The 16523-nt window shown below is 67.4% G+C and carries 12 protein-coding genes and 1 pseudogene; 2 read left to right on the forward strand and 11 right to left on the reverse strand.

What is annotated here, in order from left to right; genetic code table 11:
• Window positions 1-11 precede the first annotated feature (11 nt).
• Window positions 12-1388, reverse strand: a complete 1377-nt coding sequence (locus AC2IR1_RS06315; RefSeq protein ID WP_486475435.1) for an MmgE/PrpD family protein — start codon at window positions 1386-1388, stop codon at window positions 12-14.
• A gap of 388 nt (window positions 1389-1776) precedes the next feature.
• Complete coding sequence (locus AC2IR1_RS06320; protein WP_486475436.1) at window positions 1777-3048, reverse strand: sulfatase-like hydrolase/transferase; 1272 nt, start codon at window positions 3046-3048, stop codon at window positions 1777-1779.
• Window positions 3049-3357: 309 nt separating this feature from the next.
• Here AC2IR1_RS06320 and AC2IR1_RS06325 point away from each other — a divergent pair, with 309 nt between their 5' ends.
• Window positions 3358-4386 carry a LacI family DNA-binding transcriptional regulator gene (locus AC2IR1_RS06325; protein WP_486475437.1) on the forward strand — a complete coding sequence of 343 codons (1029 nt, stop codon included), beginning with the start codon at window positions 3358-3360 and terminating at the stop codon, window positions 4384-4386.
• Window positions 4387-4417: 31 nt separating this feature from the next.
• On the opposite strand, the gene AC2IR1_RS06330 is transcribed toward AC2IR1_RS06325, so the two are convergent.
• The 8 genes and pseudogenes from AC2IR1_RS06330 to AC2IR1_RS06365 form a co-directional block, all read right to left on the reverse strand.
• A complete protein-coding gene (locus tag AC2IR1_RS06330; protein ID WP_486475438.1) occupies window positions 4418-5191 on the reverse strand; it encodes an ABC transporter permease in 774 nt (257 codons plus the stop codon).
• Window positions 5188-5970, reverse strand: a complete 783-nt coding sequence (locus AC2IR1_RS06335) for an ABC transporter permease (protein WP_486475439.1) — start codon at window positions 5968-5970, stop codon at window positions 5188-5190. Before AC2IR1_RS06335 ends, AC2IR1_RS06330 begins: the two co-directional genes overlap by 4 nt.
• A 1-nt stretch (window position 5971) precedes the next feature.
• The gene (locus AC2IR1_RS06340; RefSeq protein WP_486475440.1) at window positions 5972-6745 is read right to left on the reverse strand and encodes an ABC transporter ATP-binding protein; all 774 of its coding nucleotides are present in this window, start codon (window positions 6743-6745) and stop codon (window positions 5972-5974) included.
• 21 nt (window positions 6746-6766) lie between these two features.
• Window positions 6767-7795, reverse strand: a complete 1029-nt coding sequence (locus AC2IR1_RS06345) for an ABC transporter substrate-binding protein (RefSeq protein WP_486475441.1) — start codon at window positions 7793-7795, stop codon at window positions 6767-6769.
• A 323-nt stretch (window positions 7796-8118) separates the two neighbouring features.
• Window positions 8119-9633: a sulfatase gene (locus AC2IR1_RS06350; protein ID WP_486475442.1), complete on the reverse strand. Its 1515-nt coding sequence runs from the start codon at window positions 9631-9633 to the stop codon at window positions 8119-8121.
• Between the two features lie 44 nt (window positions 9634-9677).
• The gene (locus AC2IR1_RS06355) at window positions 9678-11894 is read right to left on the reverse strand and encodes an arylsulfatase (protein WP_486475443.1); all 2217 of its coding nucleotides are present in this window, start codon (window positions 11892-11894) and stop codon (window positions 9678-9680) included.
• A 298-nt stretch (window positions 11895-12192) separates the two neighbouring features.
• Window positions 12193-13586: pseudogene (locus AC2IR1_RS06360) on the reverse strand (NAD(P)/FAD-dependent oxidoreductase).
• A 72-nt stretch (window positions 13587-13658) separates the two neighbouring features.
• The gene (locus tag AC2IR1_RS06365) at window positions 13659-14873 is read right to left on the reverse strand and encodes a multidrug effflux MFS transporter (protein WP_486475444.1); all 1215 of its coding nucleotides are present in this window, start codon (window positions 14871-14873) and stop codon (window positions 13659-13661) included.
• A 133-nt stretch (window positions 14874-15006) separates the two neighbouring features.
• Between AC2IR1_RS06365 and AC2IR1_RS06370 the strand changes: the two genes are divergently transcribed.
• Complete coding sequence (locus AC2IR1_RS06370; protein WP_486475445.1) at window positions 15007-15588, forward strand: TetR/AcrR family transcriptional regulator; 582 nt, start codon at window positions 15007-15009, stop codon at window positions 15586-15588.
• A gap of 58 nt (window positions 15589-15646) precedes the next feature.
• Here the strand turns inward: AC2IR1_RS06370 and AC2IR1_RS06375 are convergent, their stop codons facing one another.
• Window positions 15647-16447 (reverse strand): SGNH/GDSL hydrolase family protein, encoded by an 801-nt coding sequence (locus tag AC2IR1_RS06375; RefSeq protein WP_486475446.1) that lies wholly within the window; start codon window positions 16445-16447, stop codon window positions 15647-15649.
• Window positions 16448-16523 lie beyond the last annotated feature (76 nt).

Genomic DNA, 16523 nt, shown 5'->3' on the forward strand with positions numbered 1-16523 from the left:
GGGTGGCCGCGTCAGATGGGCGTGGCCAGCTGGTCCAGCAGCGGGGCCATCTCCCCGCGGTCAAGGGCATCAATGGCCCCGCGGATCGCCTGCTGCCGCCCGGCCGTCAGCACCAGCCGGGTCGCCTGCCGGAACTTGGCCTCCAGCGCCTCCCAGCTCATCAGCGGCTCCCCCTCGGGCGGGGTCGGGGCAGAGCGCAGCACGCGGTCGCCGCAGGTCAGGGTCACGCGGCCCAGGATCTCCTGCGGGTAGGCTGCGGCAAACTCTTCGTTCCGTTCCAGCGTGACCTTCCGCGCCAGCTCCCTCACACCCGGCAGGGTCAGGGCGCTTTCGGTCACCGGGGTCAGCATCTCCGGCCCGTGCAGCGCCGAAAGGGCCAGGTCGAAGGGGATGCTGTACTGCACGTCGATCAGGTTTTCCGGATCCGCCTTGTTGGAAATGCGCAGGGCGGGCGCGTGGGTTTCGACATGGATCGCGTCGATCTCCGCACCGCTGATCCCGTGGTCGGCCATGACCTGATGCAGGGCGGCCAGCGGGGCGTGGATGTGACGACAGCAGGCATAGGGCTTGATGTAGGTCTGGCAAATGTGCAGGGCCGCGCCCAGGTGCAGATCCCCGGGAAAGACGTAGTGGCGCCGGCTGTCCAGGATGTTGCGCGGGCCGGTATGCCCGGCCTCCGCCATGATGACGGCGGTCATGCCGGTGACGACACCCCAGGGGATGCCCTCCTTCACCGCCGCGCCCTCCGGATGGGGGATGCGTGGCGCGGGACCCCCGGCAAAGCTCTGGTTCGGGGCGCTTTCACCGACGATGGCCAGTGCGTGCTCGATGGCTGCCCGAGAGGTCCCGCGCAGGGCCGCCACCGCCGCCACCACGCCGAAGGGGGTCCAGGTGCCGGAACTGCCGTAGGTCGTGCGCGCGGCGCCGACGGTGACGCCGACCTCGTAGCCGATGACGATGGCGGCCAGGGTCTGATCCAGCGTGGCGCCGACCTCCTGCGCGGTGGCCAGGGCCGCCGGAATGATCGCCGCGCCCGGGTGCCCGGCGGCATGGCGGTTGCCGTCGTCCAGGTCCCTGGCCGCCGCGGCGGAGCTGTTGGCCCAGGCCGCTCCCGTGGCGCTGCTGCTCTGGCCGGTGAACCAGATCGTTGCAGACCCCGTGCCGTAAAGCTGCTCTGCTGCCCGCCGAAGGGCAGCCGGGCCCGGATCGCTGATCCCGACGGCAGCGGCCCCGACGAGGTCGAACAGGCACTGCAGCGCGGCATCCCGGGCCGCAGGCGGCAGCGCGGCCCCCCGCGCGTCGGTGATGTAGCGGGCCAGCGTCGCGACGATCTCGTAGCTGGGCGGCCTGGATTGGGCGGTAGGCTGGGCGGGGGCTGGATGGTCCAATGGGTGTTCCTCGATCCGGTGACCTGTGGGCAGGTTTATCGGAAGGCAGGGGCAGTAGTTCAAAGGCAAACTTTTCGATGTGATATTCGCCGGGGTTATACCGACGTCTTTGCGCCGTATCCGGGGTGGGCGGGGTGGCCAGATCGGGGCGAATGGTGGATTGGCATCCACCCTACGGGCCGCGTGCTCCTGTCGCCAGGGGGCTTTCGCCGGGGCCCAGATGCCCCGGTGGGGGGCGGGATCCGCACCGTCGCGATACTGCTGCGATACCGACGTAATACCGACGTTTAGTTTGGGCCTTTTCAGGCACTTCGCAAAAGAACCGCGTATTGGGAATACCACCCGTTTCGGGCCGCCCTCCGGCGGCCCTCGCGGGCGTGGCTTTCGCTCATTTCCGGGGCGGCAGCCAGGCATCCGTGGGGTTGAAGGCATAGCCCTCGGGCGGTGCCCAGTCCCAGGCGGGCTGGCTTTCCAGCGCGTCGTAGAAACCCTGCATCCGCGCGGCGGCAGAGGGCTGCGGCGCCGGGCCGCCCCGGCGCCATTCGGTGGTTTCGCCCTCTGCGATCATCCGTGCCAGGGGGCCATATTCGCAGATCTGGAAGGGCTTCGGCGGGGCCTCCAGGGGGTTGCGGCCAGGGCGCAAATGGGCGTCACGGGCAGGGCCCAGGCCCGCCGCATCCCGCAGCAGCGCATGCAGGTCGGTGTGGTCGCACAGGGCCTCGTTGCGCTGGCCCTCCGGCCAGCGGCCGGGCCAGGACAGGATCATCGGAATGCGGATGTTCTCATCGAAGAGGTTCTGGGGCCAGGTGCCGTTGCCCTTGCCGAAAATGCCATGTTGTCCGAGGGATAGCCCATGGTCGGAGGTGTAGACGATGATCGTTTCCTCGTCCCTGGGCAGCGCCTCGAGGAGGCGTTTGACCCCGGCGTCGATCTCCGCCACGGCGGCGCGGTACTGGCGCCGGGCCGCCCGGGCGGCGGCGGCATCGGCATCTCGCAGCTCGACATTCAGCAGCGCGTAGCCCTCCGGCAGGTCGGTGGCGGGAGGGGCGGGATCCTCGTCATCCCCGGGCAGGTAGCGGTCCGCGTGGCCGGCCCAGGGCGAGTGGGTGGCGTAGTAGCCGACGTAGAGGAAGAAGGGCGCATCGGGGTCGCGCTGGTCGAGGAAGGTCAGTGCGCCATCGGTGATGACCTCCGACAGCACCCCGTCGCGGGTGGTGATCTCTCCGTTCACGCTCAGCTCGTGGGTGCCGTCGTGATGGATCGGGAAGGCCCCGCTGAGGGCGTGCCAGTGGTCGAACCCCGCGGCGGGCAGCCAGTCCCGGCCGATGTGCCATTTGCCCGACAGCCCGCAGGTATAGCCCGCCCGGCCAAGCGCCTGCGGCAGGGTGTCGATCCCGGCGAGCCAGTCACGATCCTGGAACGGCGGGCGGGAGGAAATGAAGTCGCGCACCCCGTGCTGCGACGGCATCAACCCGGTGAAGAAAGAGGCCCGCGCGGGGGAGCAGACAGGGGTCGGGGTATAGGCGTTCTCCATCACCACGCCGCGGGCTGCCAGGGCGTCCAGCGTGGGCGCCGCATAGGCCGTGCCGCCATAGCAGGGCAGGGCCCAGCGGGCGTGGTCGTCGGTCTGGAAGACCAGGATGTTGGGTTTCTTGGGCACGGGCCGCTCCTGCCTTGCGGCGGCTGGGGCCGCCTTGTCATTCGGAGCGCATGGGCGCTCAAATCGTCGATGAAAACGTTTGCATATCCTTTTGGGCGAGGCAATATGGCTGCAACGCAATGTCGGGGGAGCTGTTGCGGCATCTCTTCCACGGCGATCATGTGACCGAAACTGCACCGCAAAGCGGCTGTTTCCCGGGGTCGGGGTGCGGGGGCCTGACACAGGGGCCGGTCGGCACTACACAAGCGGCGGAAACCATGGCAGTTTCGCCGCGACCCGGCGAAGACCGGAGCCTCAGGAGACTGAAACTTGGCCACAATTACGGATGTCGCCCGCGTGGCCAAGGTCTCGATCACGACCGTGTCGCGGGTGATCAACCAGCCCGAGAAAGTGCAGAAGGAAACCCGGGAGCGGGTCTTCGCGGTGATGCGGGAGCTGAACTATTCGCAGAATGCCCTGGCGCAGGGCCTGCGGTCGGGCCATGTGAAAAGCATCGCCCTGCTGGTCGGGGACATCTCCGGGCCGTTCCACGGGACCTTTGCCAAGGCCGTCAACCGGGAGGGCGAGGCGCGGGGCTACCGTGTCGTGCTGCATGACCTGGACCAGAGTGTCGAACGGCTGATCAAGGTGCTGTCCGAACTGCGCAGCAGCGAGGCGAGCGGTGTCATCATCGCGATCGCCAACGACCTGGATCGTCCCGACGTGCGGGAGGCCATGGCCGCAGCACGGGGGCGCGGGATCAGCATCATCACCAATTCCCAGATCGTCGATCCGGCCGTTCCCGCGGTCCTGCCGGAGTTCGACAAGCTGACCATCCGCGCGGCGGATTACATGGACGGTCTGGGCGTGGGGCCCTTGCTGTTCGTCACCGGGGGGCCGGGGGCTTCGCTTTCGCGGGTGGGCAGCCGGGGTTTTCTGCAGGCGGTGGAGGCCAGCGGTCGCGATGCGCGCACCGCCGCGATCCTCGAAGGGAATTTCCAGGTGGAGCGGAGCCGGCAGGCGATCAAGGATCACCTGGCGGCGCATCCCTCCTTCGTGCCCGAAGCGGGGCGGCGGCTGGGGGTGATCACCCAGACGACGCGGATGGCGGTCGGGGCGATGCTGGCGGCGTTCGACCTGGGCCTGCAGGTGCCGCGCGAGATGGCGATCCTGTGTTCCGAGGAGCTGCCCCAGGCCACGGAATTCCACCCGGAGCTGACCACGCTGGCCATCCCGGTGGCAGAGCTGGCGCGCAATGTCTTCGACCGATTGTTCGAGAAGGAAAAGGCGCAGCCGGTGACCTACCTGGACGGGCTGCTGATCGAGCGCGGCTCGACCGTGGAGCCGCCGGCGGAATAGGCTCCGCCAGCGGTTGTGCCTTGGCTGTGCGTCAGCTCCAGCGGGCTTTCACCCTTGTTTCCGCCCAGCTGGCGCCAAGGAAGCTGGCGACGGAGACGAGGGTCGCGACAAGGCTGGTGCCGAAGGCGCGGGCCATGTCGAAATTGTCCGCCGCGTCGCGGAACATCTCTCCCAGGCCGCCGGCGGACATCAGGAATTCCGCCACCATGGCGACCAGGATCGCGGGCGGGGCGGTCAGCCGGAAGGCGATCATCCAGCTGGGCACGGCAGCGGGCAGAACGAGGTTCATGAAGCGGGTCCAGCGGCCTGCGCCGAAGACCTGGAACAGGTCCGAACTGCCGGGCGGCAGCGCCTTCAGCCCGGCAGAGGTGAAGACCAGCGCCGGGAAGAAGCTGATCACCACCACGATGGCCAGCACCGTCTTCAGGTCATAGCCCAGCAGGCGTGCCAGGATCGGGATCATCGCCACCACGGGGATGGACGACAGCACCAGCGCGACCGGCACCAGCATCCCGTTCAGCAGGCGGGAGGTCCAGGCCAGCACGGCGATCAGCGTGCCGAAGGCCAGGCCCAGGATCAGCCCGGTGACGGCGATCGCCAGGGTCTGCGCACCGTTCACCGCGTAGATCCCGAGGTTGCCAAGCAGGTCGCGCACCACGTCCAGGGGCTGTGGCATGACGATGGTGTTCAGTTCACCCAGGGTGACCCAGGCCTGCCAGCCTAACAGCAGGGCAAGGATGCCCCAGTAGGAGGAGAGCAGGCGGGTCAGGCGGCGGGGGGAGGGGGGGGTGGATTTGGAGGTCATGTGAACCGTCCGTAGACAAGGCGTTCCAGCAGGGTCGACAGGCCGTAAAGCAGCAGCGACACGAAAGCGACGATCAGGACCGCACCCCAGAGTAGGGTGATCTGGTAGTTCTGCATCGCGCTGACCATCAGCACGCCCAGCCCGCGCGAGGCCCCGAACCATTCCCCGATCAGCGACCCGATCAGGGCCGAGGAAACGGCGGTCTTCAGGCCGGTCACGACCGGGGGCAGGGCGGCTGGCAGATCGAGGCTCATCAACCGGCGCCAGCGGTTCGCGCCGAGCGAGGTGAAGAGATCCCGGTGCGCGCGGGTGCTGTTCATCAGGCCCGACGTCGCTGCGATGTAGACGGTGAAGTAGACGTTCAGCGTGGCAATCGCCATGCCGACGTAGTCGCGATCGAGCAGCACCATGAAGATCGGTGCCAGGGCGATGGCGGGAATGGCGTGCAGGAAGCTCGACAGGCGGTCCAGCCCGGGACGCAGCACCCGGATGTTGTGCACCAGCGCCGCCACGGCCAGCCCCAGGAAGGTGCCCAGCAGGTACCCGCCCGACGCCTTGGCCAGGGTCGCTTTCCACGCACGCTGATAAAGCCCGCGCCGGTTGTCGTCGAAGATATAGGCGACGGTGTCGGAGAAGGGCGGCCAGGTCGATCCGAAAACCCGGTAGTGCCCGATCGCTTCCCATCCCGCCAGGAACAGGACGATCCCCATGGCGCCGTAGGTCCAGGTCTGGAGCTTCTCCCGGCCGATGCGCTGCAGCAGGAAGGCAGAGGCGGCCATCTCAGTGCCCTCCCGGTTCCAGGGCGAGGGTCAGCTCGTCCGCCAGTGCGTGGAATTCGGGCAGGCGCTGCACCTCGGGCGCGCGGGGGCGGGCGAAGGGCACCTTGAGGGATTTCACCAGGCGGCCGGGACGGCCGGACATGACGATCACGCGGTCGGCCAGGAACAGGGCCTCTTCGACGGAGTGGGTTACCAGCAGGGAGGTGATGCGGTTTTCGCCCCAGATCCGTTGCAGTTCCACGTTCATGTGGCGGCGGGTCACCGCATCCAGCGCGCCGAAGGGTTCGTCCAGCAGCAGGACGTCCGGTTGCAGCACCAGGGCCCGGGCGATCGACACGCGTTGCCGCATGCCGCCGGAAAGCTGGCTGGGCCGCGCGCTTTCGAAGCCCTTCAGCCCGACCAGTTCGATCAGGGCCGAGACCCGCGCGGCATCCACCGGACGGCCCGCGATCTTGAAGGGCAGCCCCACGTTCTGGCGCACGTTCAGCCAGGGCAGCAGGGCGTGATCCTGGAAGGCCACGCCCAGGCGGTGAGCACGGGCCAGGTCGGCGGGGTCGCGTCCCTCGATGGAAATCGTGCCCTCGGTCGGCTGGTCCAGCGCCGCGACGAGCCGCAGGATCGTGCTCTTGCCGCAGCCGGAGGGGCCGAGGAGGGCGACGAATTCGCCCTCTTCGATTTGCAGGTCGACACCGCCAAGCGCGGTCAGTTGTTCGCCGTTGTCCAGGGTGAAGGTCCTGGTGACAGAGGCGATGTCGATGGCGGTTTTTGCGGTCATTTCACTCTACCGTCGTAAGATTTAGTCGAGCAACGCCCAGGCGTCGTCGACGATGGAGGCATCGAAATGCGTGGCCAGCCCCTCGGGCATTTCCTTGCCGGAGGTGATTTTGGTGGCTTCCACGACGGGGCCCATGACCTTGTCCATGTCGATGCCGTAGATCTCGTATCCCGGTGCGCCACCCGGATGGCTGAAGGCGATCTGCGCGCGGCTTTGCAGCTTCTGCTGTTCGACATCCAGCCCATAGTCGACGCCATATTTGTCGGCGGCAAGCTCTGCCTGGTAGTCGGGGTTTTCCTCGATGTCCTGCTGGGCCTTGATCAGGGCGACCATGAATTTCACCAGCATGTCGCGGTTTTCTTCCAGGTACTCCCGCTTCACCACCAGCAGGTCCGAGACGCTGGCCAGGCCCATTTCATCGAAGCTGCGGAAGAAGAAGTCCTTCTCGGGCTCGTATCCCAGGACCTGCATGGTGATGTACTGGTTGGTGCCGAAGCCGGTGTAGCCCTTGGCATCCCCTGCGATCAGCGGTTCCGGGGAGAAGCCGGCGGGCAGCGTCTCGATGCTTTCGGGGTCGAGCCCCTGCAGCGTCAGCAGGGCCTTCAGGTTGGAGGTGGTCACATTGCCCTGGGACAGGATCCTGGCGCCGGCGATGTCTTCGGGACCCTTGATCGGGTCGGCGGCCATCGACAGCACGCCGAGGGGCGAGGACTGGAAGTGGATCCCGATGGTGACGAAGTCATTGCCCAGGGCCACGGCGTCGACGAAGGACAGGAAGGGCGAAATCGCGACATCGACCTGGCCGGCGGCCAGCTCCGTCACGGCGGGGGAGGTGCCGGGGCCGCCCGGGACCAGTTCCACCTGGACGCCGGCATCGGCGAAGTAGCCGTCCGTATCCGCGATGTAGAAATCGCCGTACTGCACATTCGAGATGAACCCGAGGCGCACCTTGACCGGCGTCAGGTCATCGGCCAGGGCCGCACCGGAGAAGGGAAGCGCGGCGAGGGTCGCGGCGGCAATGGTGGAGGAAAGAAGAGAACGTCGTTTCATCGGGGCCTTCCTGTTGGTCTGCTGTCTGGCGTCTGCCATCCCGCTGGGGCGCGCGCCTGGGTCGATCGGATGTCTGGTTGCGAGGGGAGCAGGCAGTGTGCTGCCGACTCATGGTTTCTGTCTGCTTGGCCAATTTGCCGTGAATGAAAACGTTTTCATATCCAGTTTTTCAGGTCGCCACGGAAAAATTCGATGTTTTCGACGAAGGTTTCGGAAGCGCTGAAATCATGGGCAGGGGCGGCGCGGTGTTCGGGCCCTGCGTGGGGTGCCCGGAGGCAAGCCGTGCCGCCCCAGCCCGGGGCGGCCTCTTCACCGGGCCGCTGTCACCGCAGGCCCAGCCGGGCGTATTGCTCCACGGGGGCGTCATGGCGCGTCATCTCGGCGATCAGCGCATCGGTCAGCCGGGCGATCACGCCGGTGTCGGACGAAGGCACGTCCTGGGCCGGATCGGCGCGCAGGTCCCAAAGGCGCGTTTCCGCATCTTCGTAGGTAAAGCCCCTTCCGCCGGTCATCGCCAGGACCTTGTTGTCATCCGGGCGACCCGGGACGGGCACCTTCAGCACCGGGCACCCCTTGGTGAAGCCGAAGCTGCCGGCGAGCTGGGCCCCCGCCAGCCGTTCAGGCGGGAAGCGGTTGCCGAAGGCCGTGGGCATCAACGTGTATTCGAAGAGGCCCTCTGCGGTCAGGTCCAGCGGATAGCGCATGTAGACGTGGTTGCCGTCGGTGACGTTCACCGCCGCGCCGAAGTAACCGAAGATCGCGACCTCTCGCTGCGGGATATCTGCCTGCAGCACGGGGTCCAGGCGGTGGCCCGTGACCTCGGCCGGGATGTCGATCCCGTGCCAGCCAAGGATCGTCGGCATCAGGTCGGTGACCTGGGTCAGCGCCTCGCGTTGCTGCCCGGCCTTGTCGGCGTGATCGGGGTGGTGGATGAACAGCGGCACGTGGGACAGCTGCTCGTAGACCGGCGCCAGGTTCTTGCCCCACCAGTCATGTTCGCCCAGCAGGAAGCCGTGATCTGTGGTCACGATCAGCGCGGTGTTTTCCCACAGGCCCAGTTCATCGAACTTGTCCATCAGCTGGCCCAGGTACCAGTCGCACATGGCGACGGAGGCAGCATAGTTGGCCTGCACCTCTTCCACCTCCTTTTCGCCTTCCTTCACCCGGCCATACATCGGCCAGTCGAAGATCGGCCCGTCGTAGTCGGTGCGATACGGGTCCTTGAACCGCGGGGGGGAGGTGAAGGGTTCGTGCGGATCGAAGGTTTCCACCTGCAGGAACCAGTTGTCGCTTTCGTGGTTCGTGTCGAGGAATTCGCCCGCCAGCTTGAACACCTGCGGGCAGGTGAAATCCTGTTCCTGCGTGATGTACATCCGGTTGATGCGGTCGTGGTCGGTGAAGGGGCGCACCTGGGCGGGATGGTAAGCCTCGAACACCGATTTCGGCGGGTCGATGACGGCCTTCCAGTCGTCGGTGGACTGGCCCCGCATCGCCTCGTAGCTGTTGAAGCGGGTGTGGTAGGTGGCGCCGCCGTCGTGGAAGTAGTGATAGTGGTCGGTGATCAGGTGGCTGTAGCCACCGCCCTTCTTGCCGATCAGCTCCGGCAGGGAGTTGTCGAAGGGTTCGAGCGGGCCCCAGTTGCGGTGAAGGAAGTTCACCCGGCCCGTCTGCATGTCGCGGCGCGCGGGCATGCAGGGCAGGGAGCCGACGTAGTGTTTGTTGAACTGGACCGCGCGGGCGGCCAGGCGATCAAAGTTCGGCGTCGCGATCTGGCGGCCGCCATAGCTTTGCAGGGCCTGCCGGTTCAGGCTGTCGAAAAGGACGAATACGGTGCGCATGGAAGACCTGTCGGATTGCGTGTCGGGGGCAGGATGAAAGCGGGTCAGTCTTCGCGGGCGAGGATCTGCGCCGTTTCCAGCGGTGTTTCGGGGCGCGGGTAGCGCAGGGTCACGGACTGCAGCACGCCATCGGGCAGCGTCCGGGCCGTGGCGGGGGCGTCGCTGATCGGGGTCACGCGGGTGCGCCCGATGTCGAGCCCCCAGAAGGAAAGGTGGCGCATCGCCTCCGGCACGCTTAGTTCGGCCAGGGGCGCGCTGTCCGCCACCAGGACGATCTTCCTGCCGTCGCCATCGGGGTGGACATCGAAACCCAGCTCCCGCGCGGAGGCGGGGACGGGGGCCGAAACGCGGCGCGATTTGCCAAGGGCGGCGTGCTCGAAGACCAGCTCATCCCCATCGAGGTAGAGCAGGTAGCCCGAGTGCCCGCCGCCGCAGCTGACGAGCATGCCGTCCTGACCGGCCTCGCGGCCCTGCAGATGCGCCCGCAGTGCCACGGGACGGAAGACATGGGCGACCCCGGTCGAGAAGGTGACATGGCTCATCTCGGGGTAGAAGGTGAGCGTTTCCCGCGCGCTGATATGCTGGGGCGAGGTGACCTCGTTCAGCAAAAGCTTCATCGGCCTGTCGTCGAGGGGGAAGACGTTGTTCGCCTCTGCCTGGGCCATCCAGGCATGGATCATCGCATCCAGGCGGGCGGGTTCATCGGCGGCCAGATCGGTGCTTTCGGAGAAATCGGCGGTGGTATCGTAAAGCCGCCAGACATCCTCTTCGTAGGGGGCGCCGGTGACATGTTCGGTGACCGCCTTCCAGCCGTCCAACCACAGGGCGCGGTGGCCGAACATCTCCCAGTACTGGGCATGTCGGGGGGCATAGCCGGGGTCACCTTCGAGGCTACCGGTGATGGGGCGGCCGGCCATGTCCTCGGTGCTGGCGCCGCCCAGGTCGGCCACGGTGGCGGCCAGGTCGATCACATGGACGAAATCGGTCCGAATGCGACCCGGGTCGGGCACCCGCGCTGGCCAGTTGACGACCAGGGGCGAGCGAACGCCGCCCAGATCCACCAGCTGCTTGTAGCGGCGGAAGGGCGTGTTCGATGCCATGGCCCAGCCTTCGGGGTAATGCGCCGGCCCGTCCGCCAGGCCGATCCGGTCGATCCGTGCAATCTGATCCGCCACCGGCTCCGGCTTGCCGCTGTAGTTGGCGTGGATATCGACCGCGCCGTGGCGCATCCCCTCGCGGCTGGCGCCGTTGTCGGAAAAGACCATGACGAGGGTATTTTCGCGCAGGCCGAGCTTTTCGAGGTGCGCAAGGATCCGGCCAATCTCCCGGTCGGTATGTTCCAGGAAGGCGGCATAGGCGGCCTGCTGACGGATGTAGAGCTGCCGCTCCTCTTCCGGCAGGTCGTCCCAGGCGGGCACGCCGGGGTTGCGTTCCGTCAGCCGGGTGGTTTCCGGCGCCACGCCCAGGGCCTTTTGCCGGGCAAGGCGCGCGTCGCGTTCCGCATCCCAGCCGCTGGCGAAGACAGGCACGTACTTCTCGATCAGATCCAGCGGCGCCTGCAGCGGTGCGTGGGTGGCGCCGGGGGCGAAGGTCATCAGGAAAGGCGCCGTGCCCCGGAAGGAGGCGTGATCTGCCAGCATGCGGATCGCGCGATCGGCGAGGCAGGTGTTCAGATGCTCGCCCTCGGTCAGGCTGTGGCCGAGGGTGTTGTTGTCCTCCACCAGTTCCGGCAGGTACTGGTCCGTGCAGCCGTCCATGAAGCCGAAGAACCTGTCGTAGCCACGGGCCAGCGGCCAATGGGTGAAGGGTCCGGCGGGGGTGGTGTGGTGCTTCGGCGCGAGGTGCCATTTGCCGACCAGGTAGGTGGCATAGCCCCGGTCCCGCAGGCGCGCGGGGATCATCGGGATGGCGGTATCGACCCGCCCGCGGGAGTTTTCGAACCCGGTATCCAGCGCCGCCAGGAAGCGCATGCCGACATCGTGGTGATTGCGCCCCGTATGCAGGCTGGCCCGGGTCGGAGAGCAGAGCGGCGTGACATGGAAGTTCGTATAGCGCAGCCCGCCTGCTGCCAGGGCGTCGATCGAGGGCGTTTCGATCCGGCTGCCGAAGCAGCCGAAATCGGACCAGCCGGTATCATCCAGCACGATCTGCAACACGTTCGGCGCGGAGGCGCCGGGGTGGGGATCCGTCTCCCACGAAGAGGGGAGGTTCCGCGCGATCCGGTCGTCGGTGATCCTGGGGCGGGGATTGGGGGCGGTCATGCGATTTGCTCCAAACGGACGGTTTTCGATCTATGAAAACGTTTTCATATTCGGTTTTCATGATTGATTGTCAATCTGTCGGGGGATCGCAACGCAGCTTTGGCGCCCGGATACGATGCATTGTCGGAAAAACGAGCGGTTCCGGGTGCCGTTCCGCCTGGCGGGTAGGGGCGGGCCGGGAGGGGCCTTGCTGCGCGCAGGACGCAGGTGTGGCCTGCCCCTGACAGGGGGGAAGGCCGCGCTTGTGCATAAGGTGCTGTTGGGCCCGGCGGTGCCCGGTGGAGCCCTGCGGGGCAGGTCAGCTGACGCGCAGGTGGTCCTGCAGTGCCGCCATCAGCAGCACCATCTTCACGCCCTGTCGATGGAAGCGATGGAAGGGGAAGGGGCGCAGGTTGCGGGTCGGGAAGTCGAGCTCTTCTGCCGGGGTGCCTGTCAGGCGACGGCCAAGCAGCTGGCCCATGGCGGTGGCCATGGCCACCCCGCGCCCGTTGAAGCCGAGCGCGGCATGCAGGCCCGGCGCGGGCTCTGCGAGGTGTGGCAGGTGATCGGCGGTCACCGCGACGAAACCGCCCCAGGCAAAGCGCCAGGGCGTTCCCGCCAGTTGCGGGAAGAGGTCCTGTGCGCGGCCCTTCAGCCGGGCAAAGGCGCGCTCCAGCCCTGCTTCGTCATAGGCGCCGGCGCCCCCCATCACAAAGCGGTCCGCCGCATCCCGGCGGTAGTAGAGCAGGTGCGTCTGCGTGTCCGAGACAACCTGGCGACCGGGCAGGATGTCGGGCGTCAGGGAGCCGGGCAGGGGATCGGTGGCGATCTGGATGGAGCGTACGGGCACGACGTTGCGGCGCAGCCTTTCGTCCAGCGGGCCCGAATAGCCGTTGGTGCAAAGCGCGATGGCGCCTGCGGTGACCTTGCCGGTGGGGGTCTCGGCCTGCCAGCCGCCATTCATGGCCCTCAGCGATGCCACGGGGCTGTCCCCGTGCAGGCGCACGCCCGCCGCCGCAGCAGCCCGGGCCAGCCCGGTGGCATAGGCCTGCGGGTTCAGCCCGCCCGCATGTCCCAGAGCGCGCCGGCATAGCTGCCGCCGCCCAGCATGTCGCGCACCTGGCCGGCATCAAGATCGCGCACGTCCGCGCCGCGATCACGCCATTGCTGCGCGCGGTCGCGCGTGGCCGCCAGGCCGGATCCGACGGCGGCGCTGATCCAGCCCTCCTGCCGCAGGTCGCAGTCGATCGCGTGGCGCGCCACCAGTTCGAAGACCTGCTGTGGTGCCTGTCCTGCGGCGGCGATCATGCGGCGCCCCATCTCTCCGAAGCGGGCCTCGACCTCCCTTGGGTTTTCCTTCAGCCCGGGCAGGACCTGCCCGCCGTTGCGCCCCGAGGCGCCCCAGCCGGGCACCTGGCTTTCCAGCAGCAGCACCGACAGGCCCGCCTCCGCCGCGTGCAGGGCGGCCGAAAGTCCGGTGATGCCCCCGCCGATGATGCAGATGTCGGCCTCCGCTTCGCCCATCAGGGCGGGGCAATCCACCTGTTCCCGGGACGTCGCGGTCCAGAGCGAGTTGGAGAGCGCGGGGAGTTCGTTTGCAATCGTCATCTGGCAGTCCGGAGAGAGGCCGGCGCCTGCGGAATGCAGCGCCTGACCTTCTTGGTACTGCCGTCCACGGCGAAGCCAAGCGGGGAGATCCGGATGAGACGCCATGTCGCGTCAAATTTTCGGGTTCGCCGCCAGGGCGATCAGATTTGAAGCTATGACCGTCAGGCGGGAGGGGCCTCAGCCTTCCGAACGTGCGGCGGATGGGCCGGCGGCGAACCACAGCAGGCAGGCTGCGAGGGCGGGCAACAGGATGCCCAGGCCCAGGGCCGTCGCGCCACCGCCGCCAAGCGAGACGGCAGAGGAATCGAGGAAGGCGATGCCGAACTGCAGCCCGCCCAGCAGGGCGGACCCGATCCCGGCGCCTTCGGGACTGCCTTCCATGGTGATGGACATGGCGTTGGCGGTCAGCAGGCCCACCAGGCCGATGGCGATCCACAGCGGGGCCACGACGACCCAGAGCGTTCCGCTGCCGGAGGCGGCGACCAGCAGGGCGCCCGAGGTCGCCAGCAGCGGCAGGCCCGCGGCCAGGATCCGGCGCGGCTCGTGGTGGTTGAGGAGCCAGGAGTTCAGCCTGCCGAAGATCACCAGCGCCGCCGCGATGAAACCGAAGAGCAACCCGTAGGTCAGGCTGGACAGGCCGAAGCCCTGCTGGAAGGTGCCCGCCGATCCGGAGATGAAGGCAAACATCGCCGCCTGGATGAAGGCGGCGACAAGGGCGGGCACGATGAAGGCGCGTCGGCGCAGCAGCGTGGCAAGGCGGGCAAAGGAGGTGCGGAAGGGCGTCGCGGCACGACGCTCCGGCGGCAGGGTTTCGGGCAGGCTCAGCTGGGTCAGGATCAGGGACACGAGGCCAAGCGCGACCATGGCATAGAAGATCGAGCGCCAGCCGAACCCGGTCAGCAGCAGGCTGCCGATGAAGGGGGACAGGATCGGGCCGATCGTCATCAGCAGGACCAGCACCGTCATCATCTTCGCCGCGTCACGTCCGGTGAACAGGTCGGACACCACCGCGCGCCCGACGACCATGCCCGCACAGGCGCCGATCGCCTGGAAGAAGCGCAGGGTGTTGAAGACGATCACGTTGTCGGTCAGCAGAAGGGCGACGGAGGTGACGGTAAAGAGCGCAACCCCCGCCAGCAGCGGCAGCTTGCGCCCGTATCCGTCGATGAGCGGCCCCATGAAGAGCTGCCCGACGCAGAGCCCGAGGAAGAAGATCGACAGCGACAGCCCCGTTGCCGCGTCTGTCGCGTTCAGCGCATCGGCCAGGTCTCCCATGGCGGAAAGGTACATGTCGGTCGCCACCGGCGGGAAGACCGACAAGAGGGCGAGCACGGCAGTGATCAGCCAGGTTCTTGGTGTCACGGTGGCGCCAGTGGCTTGTGCTTGCGACATGGGGAGGGTCCTGTCAGGTGAAAGTGGCGCGGGCACGGGCGGGAACCCCGCGCGGGCGGTTGCGCTTACAATTAGTAGACTGCAGTCTGCAATCAAGTGAAAAGCATCTGCGGATCCGGAGAGGGGGCTGTGCATGGATGAGCGGGAGGCGAGGCCGGCAGGTCGGCCGAGGGATCAGGCGGTGGACCGGGCGCTGAAGCGCGCGGCGCTGGAGCTGGTGCGGGCCGAAGGCTATGGCGCGGTGAGCATCAGCGCGATCATCCGGCGCGCGGGGGTGTCACGGCAATCGCTCTACAATCGCTGGTCCACCAAGGCGGAACTGGTGATGGAGGCCTTCTACGACGATGCGAAGACCTATGTGCCGGCCCCCGCGGCAGAGGCCGATCCGCGGGCTGCGCTGGTGGATTTCTTTGAAACCGTCTTCCTGCATCTGGCGCGCAACAATTACACGCTGCGCAACCTGATCGCCTCCGCCCAGGAGGATCCTGAGTTTCGGGAGATATTCCAGGAACGTTTCGTGGCGCCACGGGATGCCATCGTGGTGCGCTTGCTGCAGCGCGCCCAGGATGAAGGCGCGCTGGCGCCCGGAGCCGACGTCGAAATGCTGTCGAGCTTTGCGCATGGCGCCTTCTGGTACCGCCTGTTGACGGGGCAGCCGCTGGACCGGGCCCTGGCGGAACGGATGGTGACGGCGATCTTTGCCTTGGCTGATTGACCCCAGCCCGGCGCGGGCTGGGGGCAGGTCGGGATAGGGCCGGGGTCAGGGCCGGGGATCAGGCCCTTGCGGGCAGGATCTGGCGCACCTTTTCCGCCATCGCGGCCCCCAGCTTGCGGTTGCTGGCAGCGGTCAGGTGCAGGCCGTCGATGCCGTCGGTTTCGATCACCTCGGAGGCGTCGAGGAAATGCACCTTCATCAGGTCGGCAAGCGCCCGGTAGAGCGGACCCAGGGCGCGGGACTTTTCCTCAGCGCCTTCGAACAGCGCCTGGAAATAGGGGTGCTCGGGCTGTCCGATGACTGGCGGGGCAACCAGCAGGATCTGCGGCGCGGGGTAGGTGGTGCCGCCCGCCCCGGCGGAGGCATAGGCCTGACCGATCAGGACCTGCATGCCGGTGGCGATGTCGAACGGCTCCCGCCGGAGGAAGCACTTCATGTCATTGGTGCCCAGCATGAGGATCAGCAGGTCCAGGGGGAACTGGCTGGCCAGGGCCGTCGGCAGGTGCCTGCTGCCGTTCAGGCGCGGGTCTGTCGGGTCATCGGTGGTGGTGCCGCGCCCGCTCAGGCCCTCTTCGAGAACCCGGTAGCCGGGGCCGAGCGCTGCGCCCATGGCGCCGGTCCAGCGGTCTTCCAGCGGATAGCGCGTGGTCGGCGCGGCGTGGCTGACGGGGATCCAGCCCCAGGTGAGTGAATCGCCGAAGCACATGACGGAATAGGGATCGGGCATGGTGTCCTCTTGTTGATCGGGGTCTTGTTGACCTGGCTCCCGCAGCTGTGCTGCGGGGCGCGCCGCACCGGAGGGGTGGGGCTGCGGGATCACCTTGCCTGAAATGCGGATGATTTCCACAAAATAGCACATGGCGGTTTTTCCGGATTCGGAGGGGACCAGCTGCCAAAGACCTCATCTTTTCACCGCATTTGACCTCCGCTCGGCG

It is taken from the genome of Pseudooceanicola sp. NS-SX8 (genome assembly GCF_057380755.1).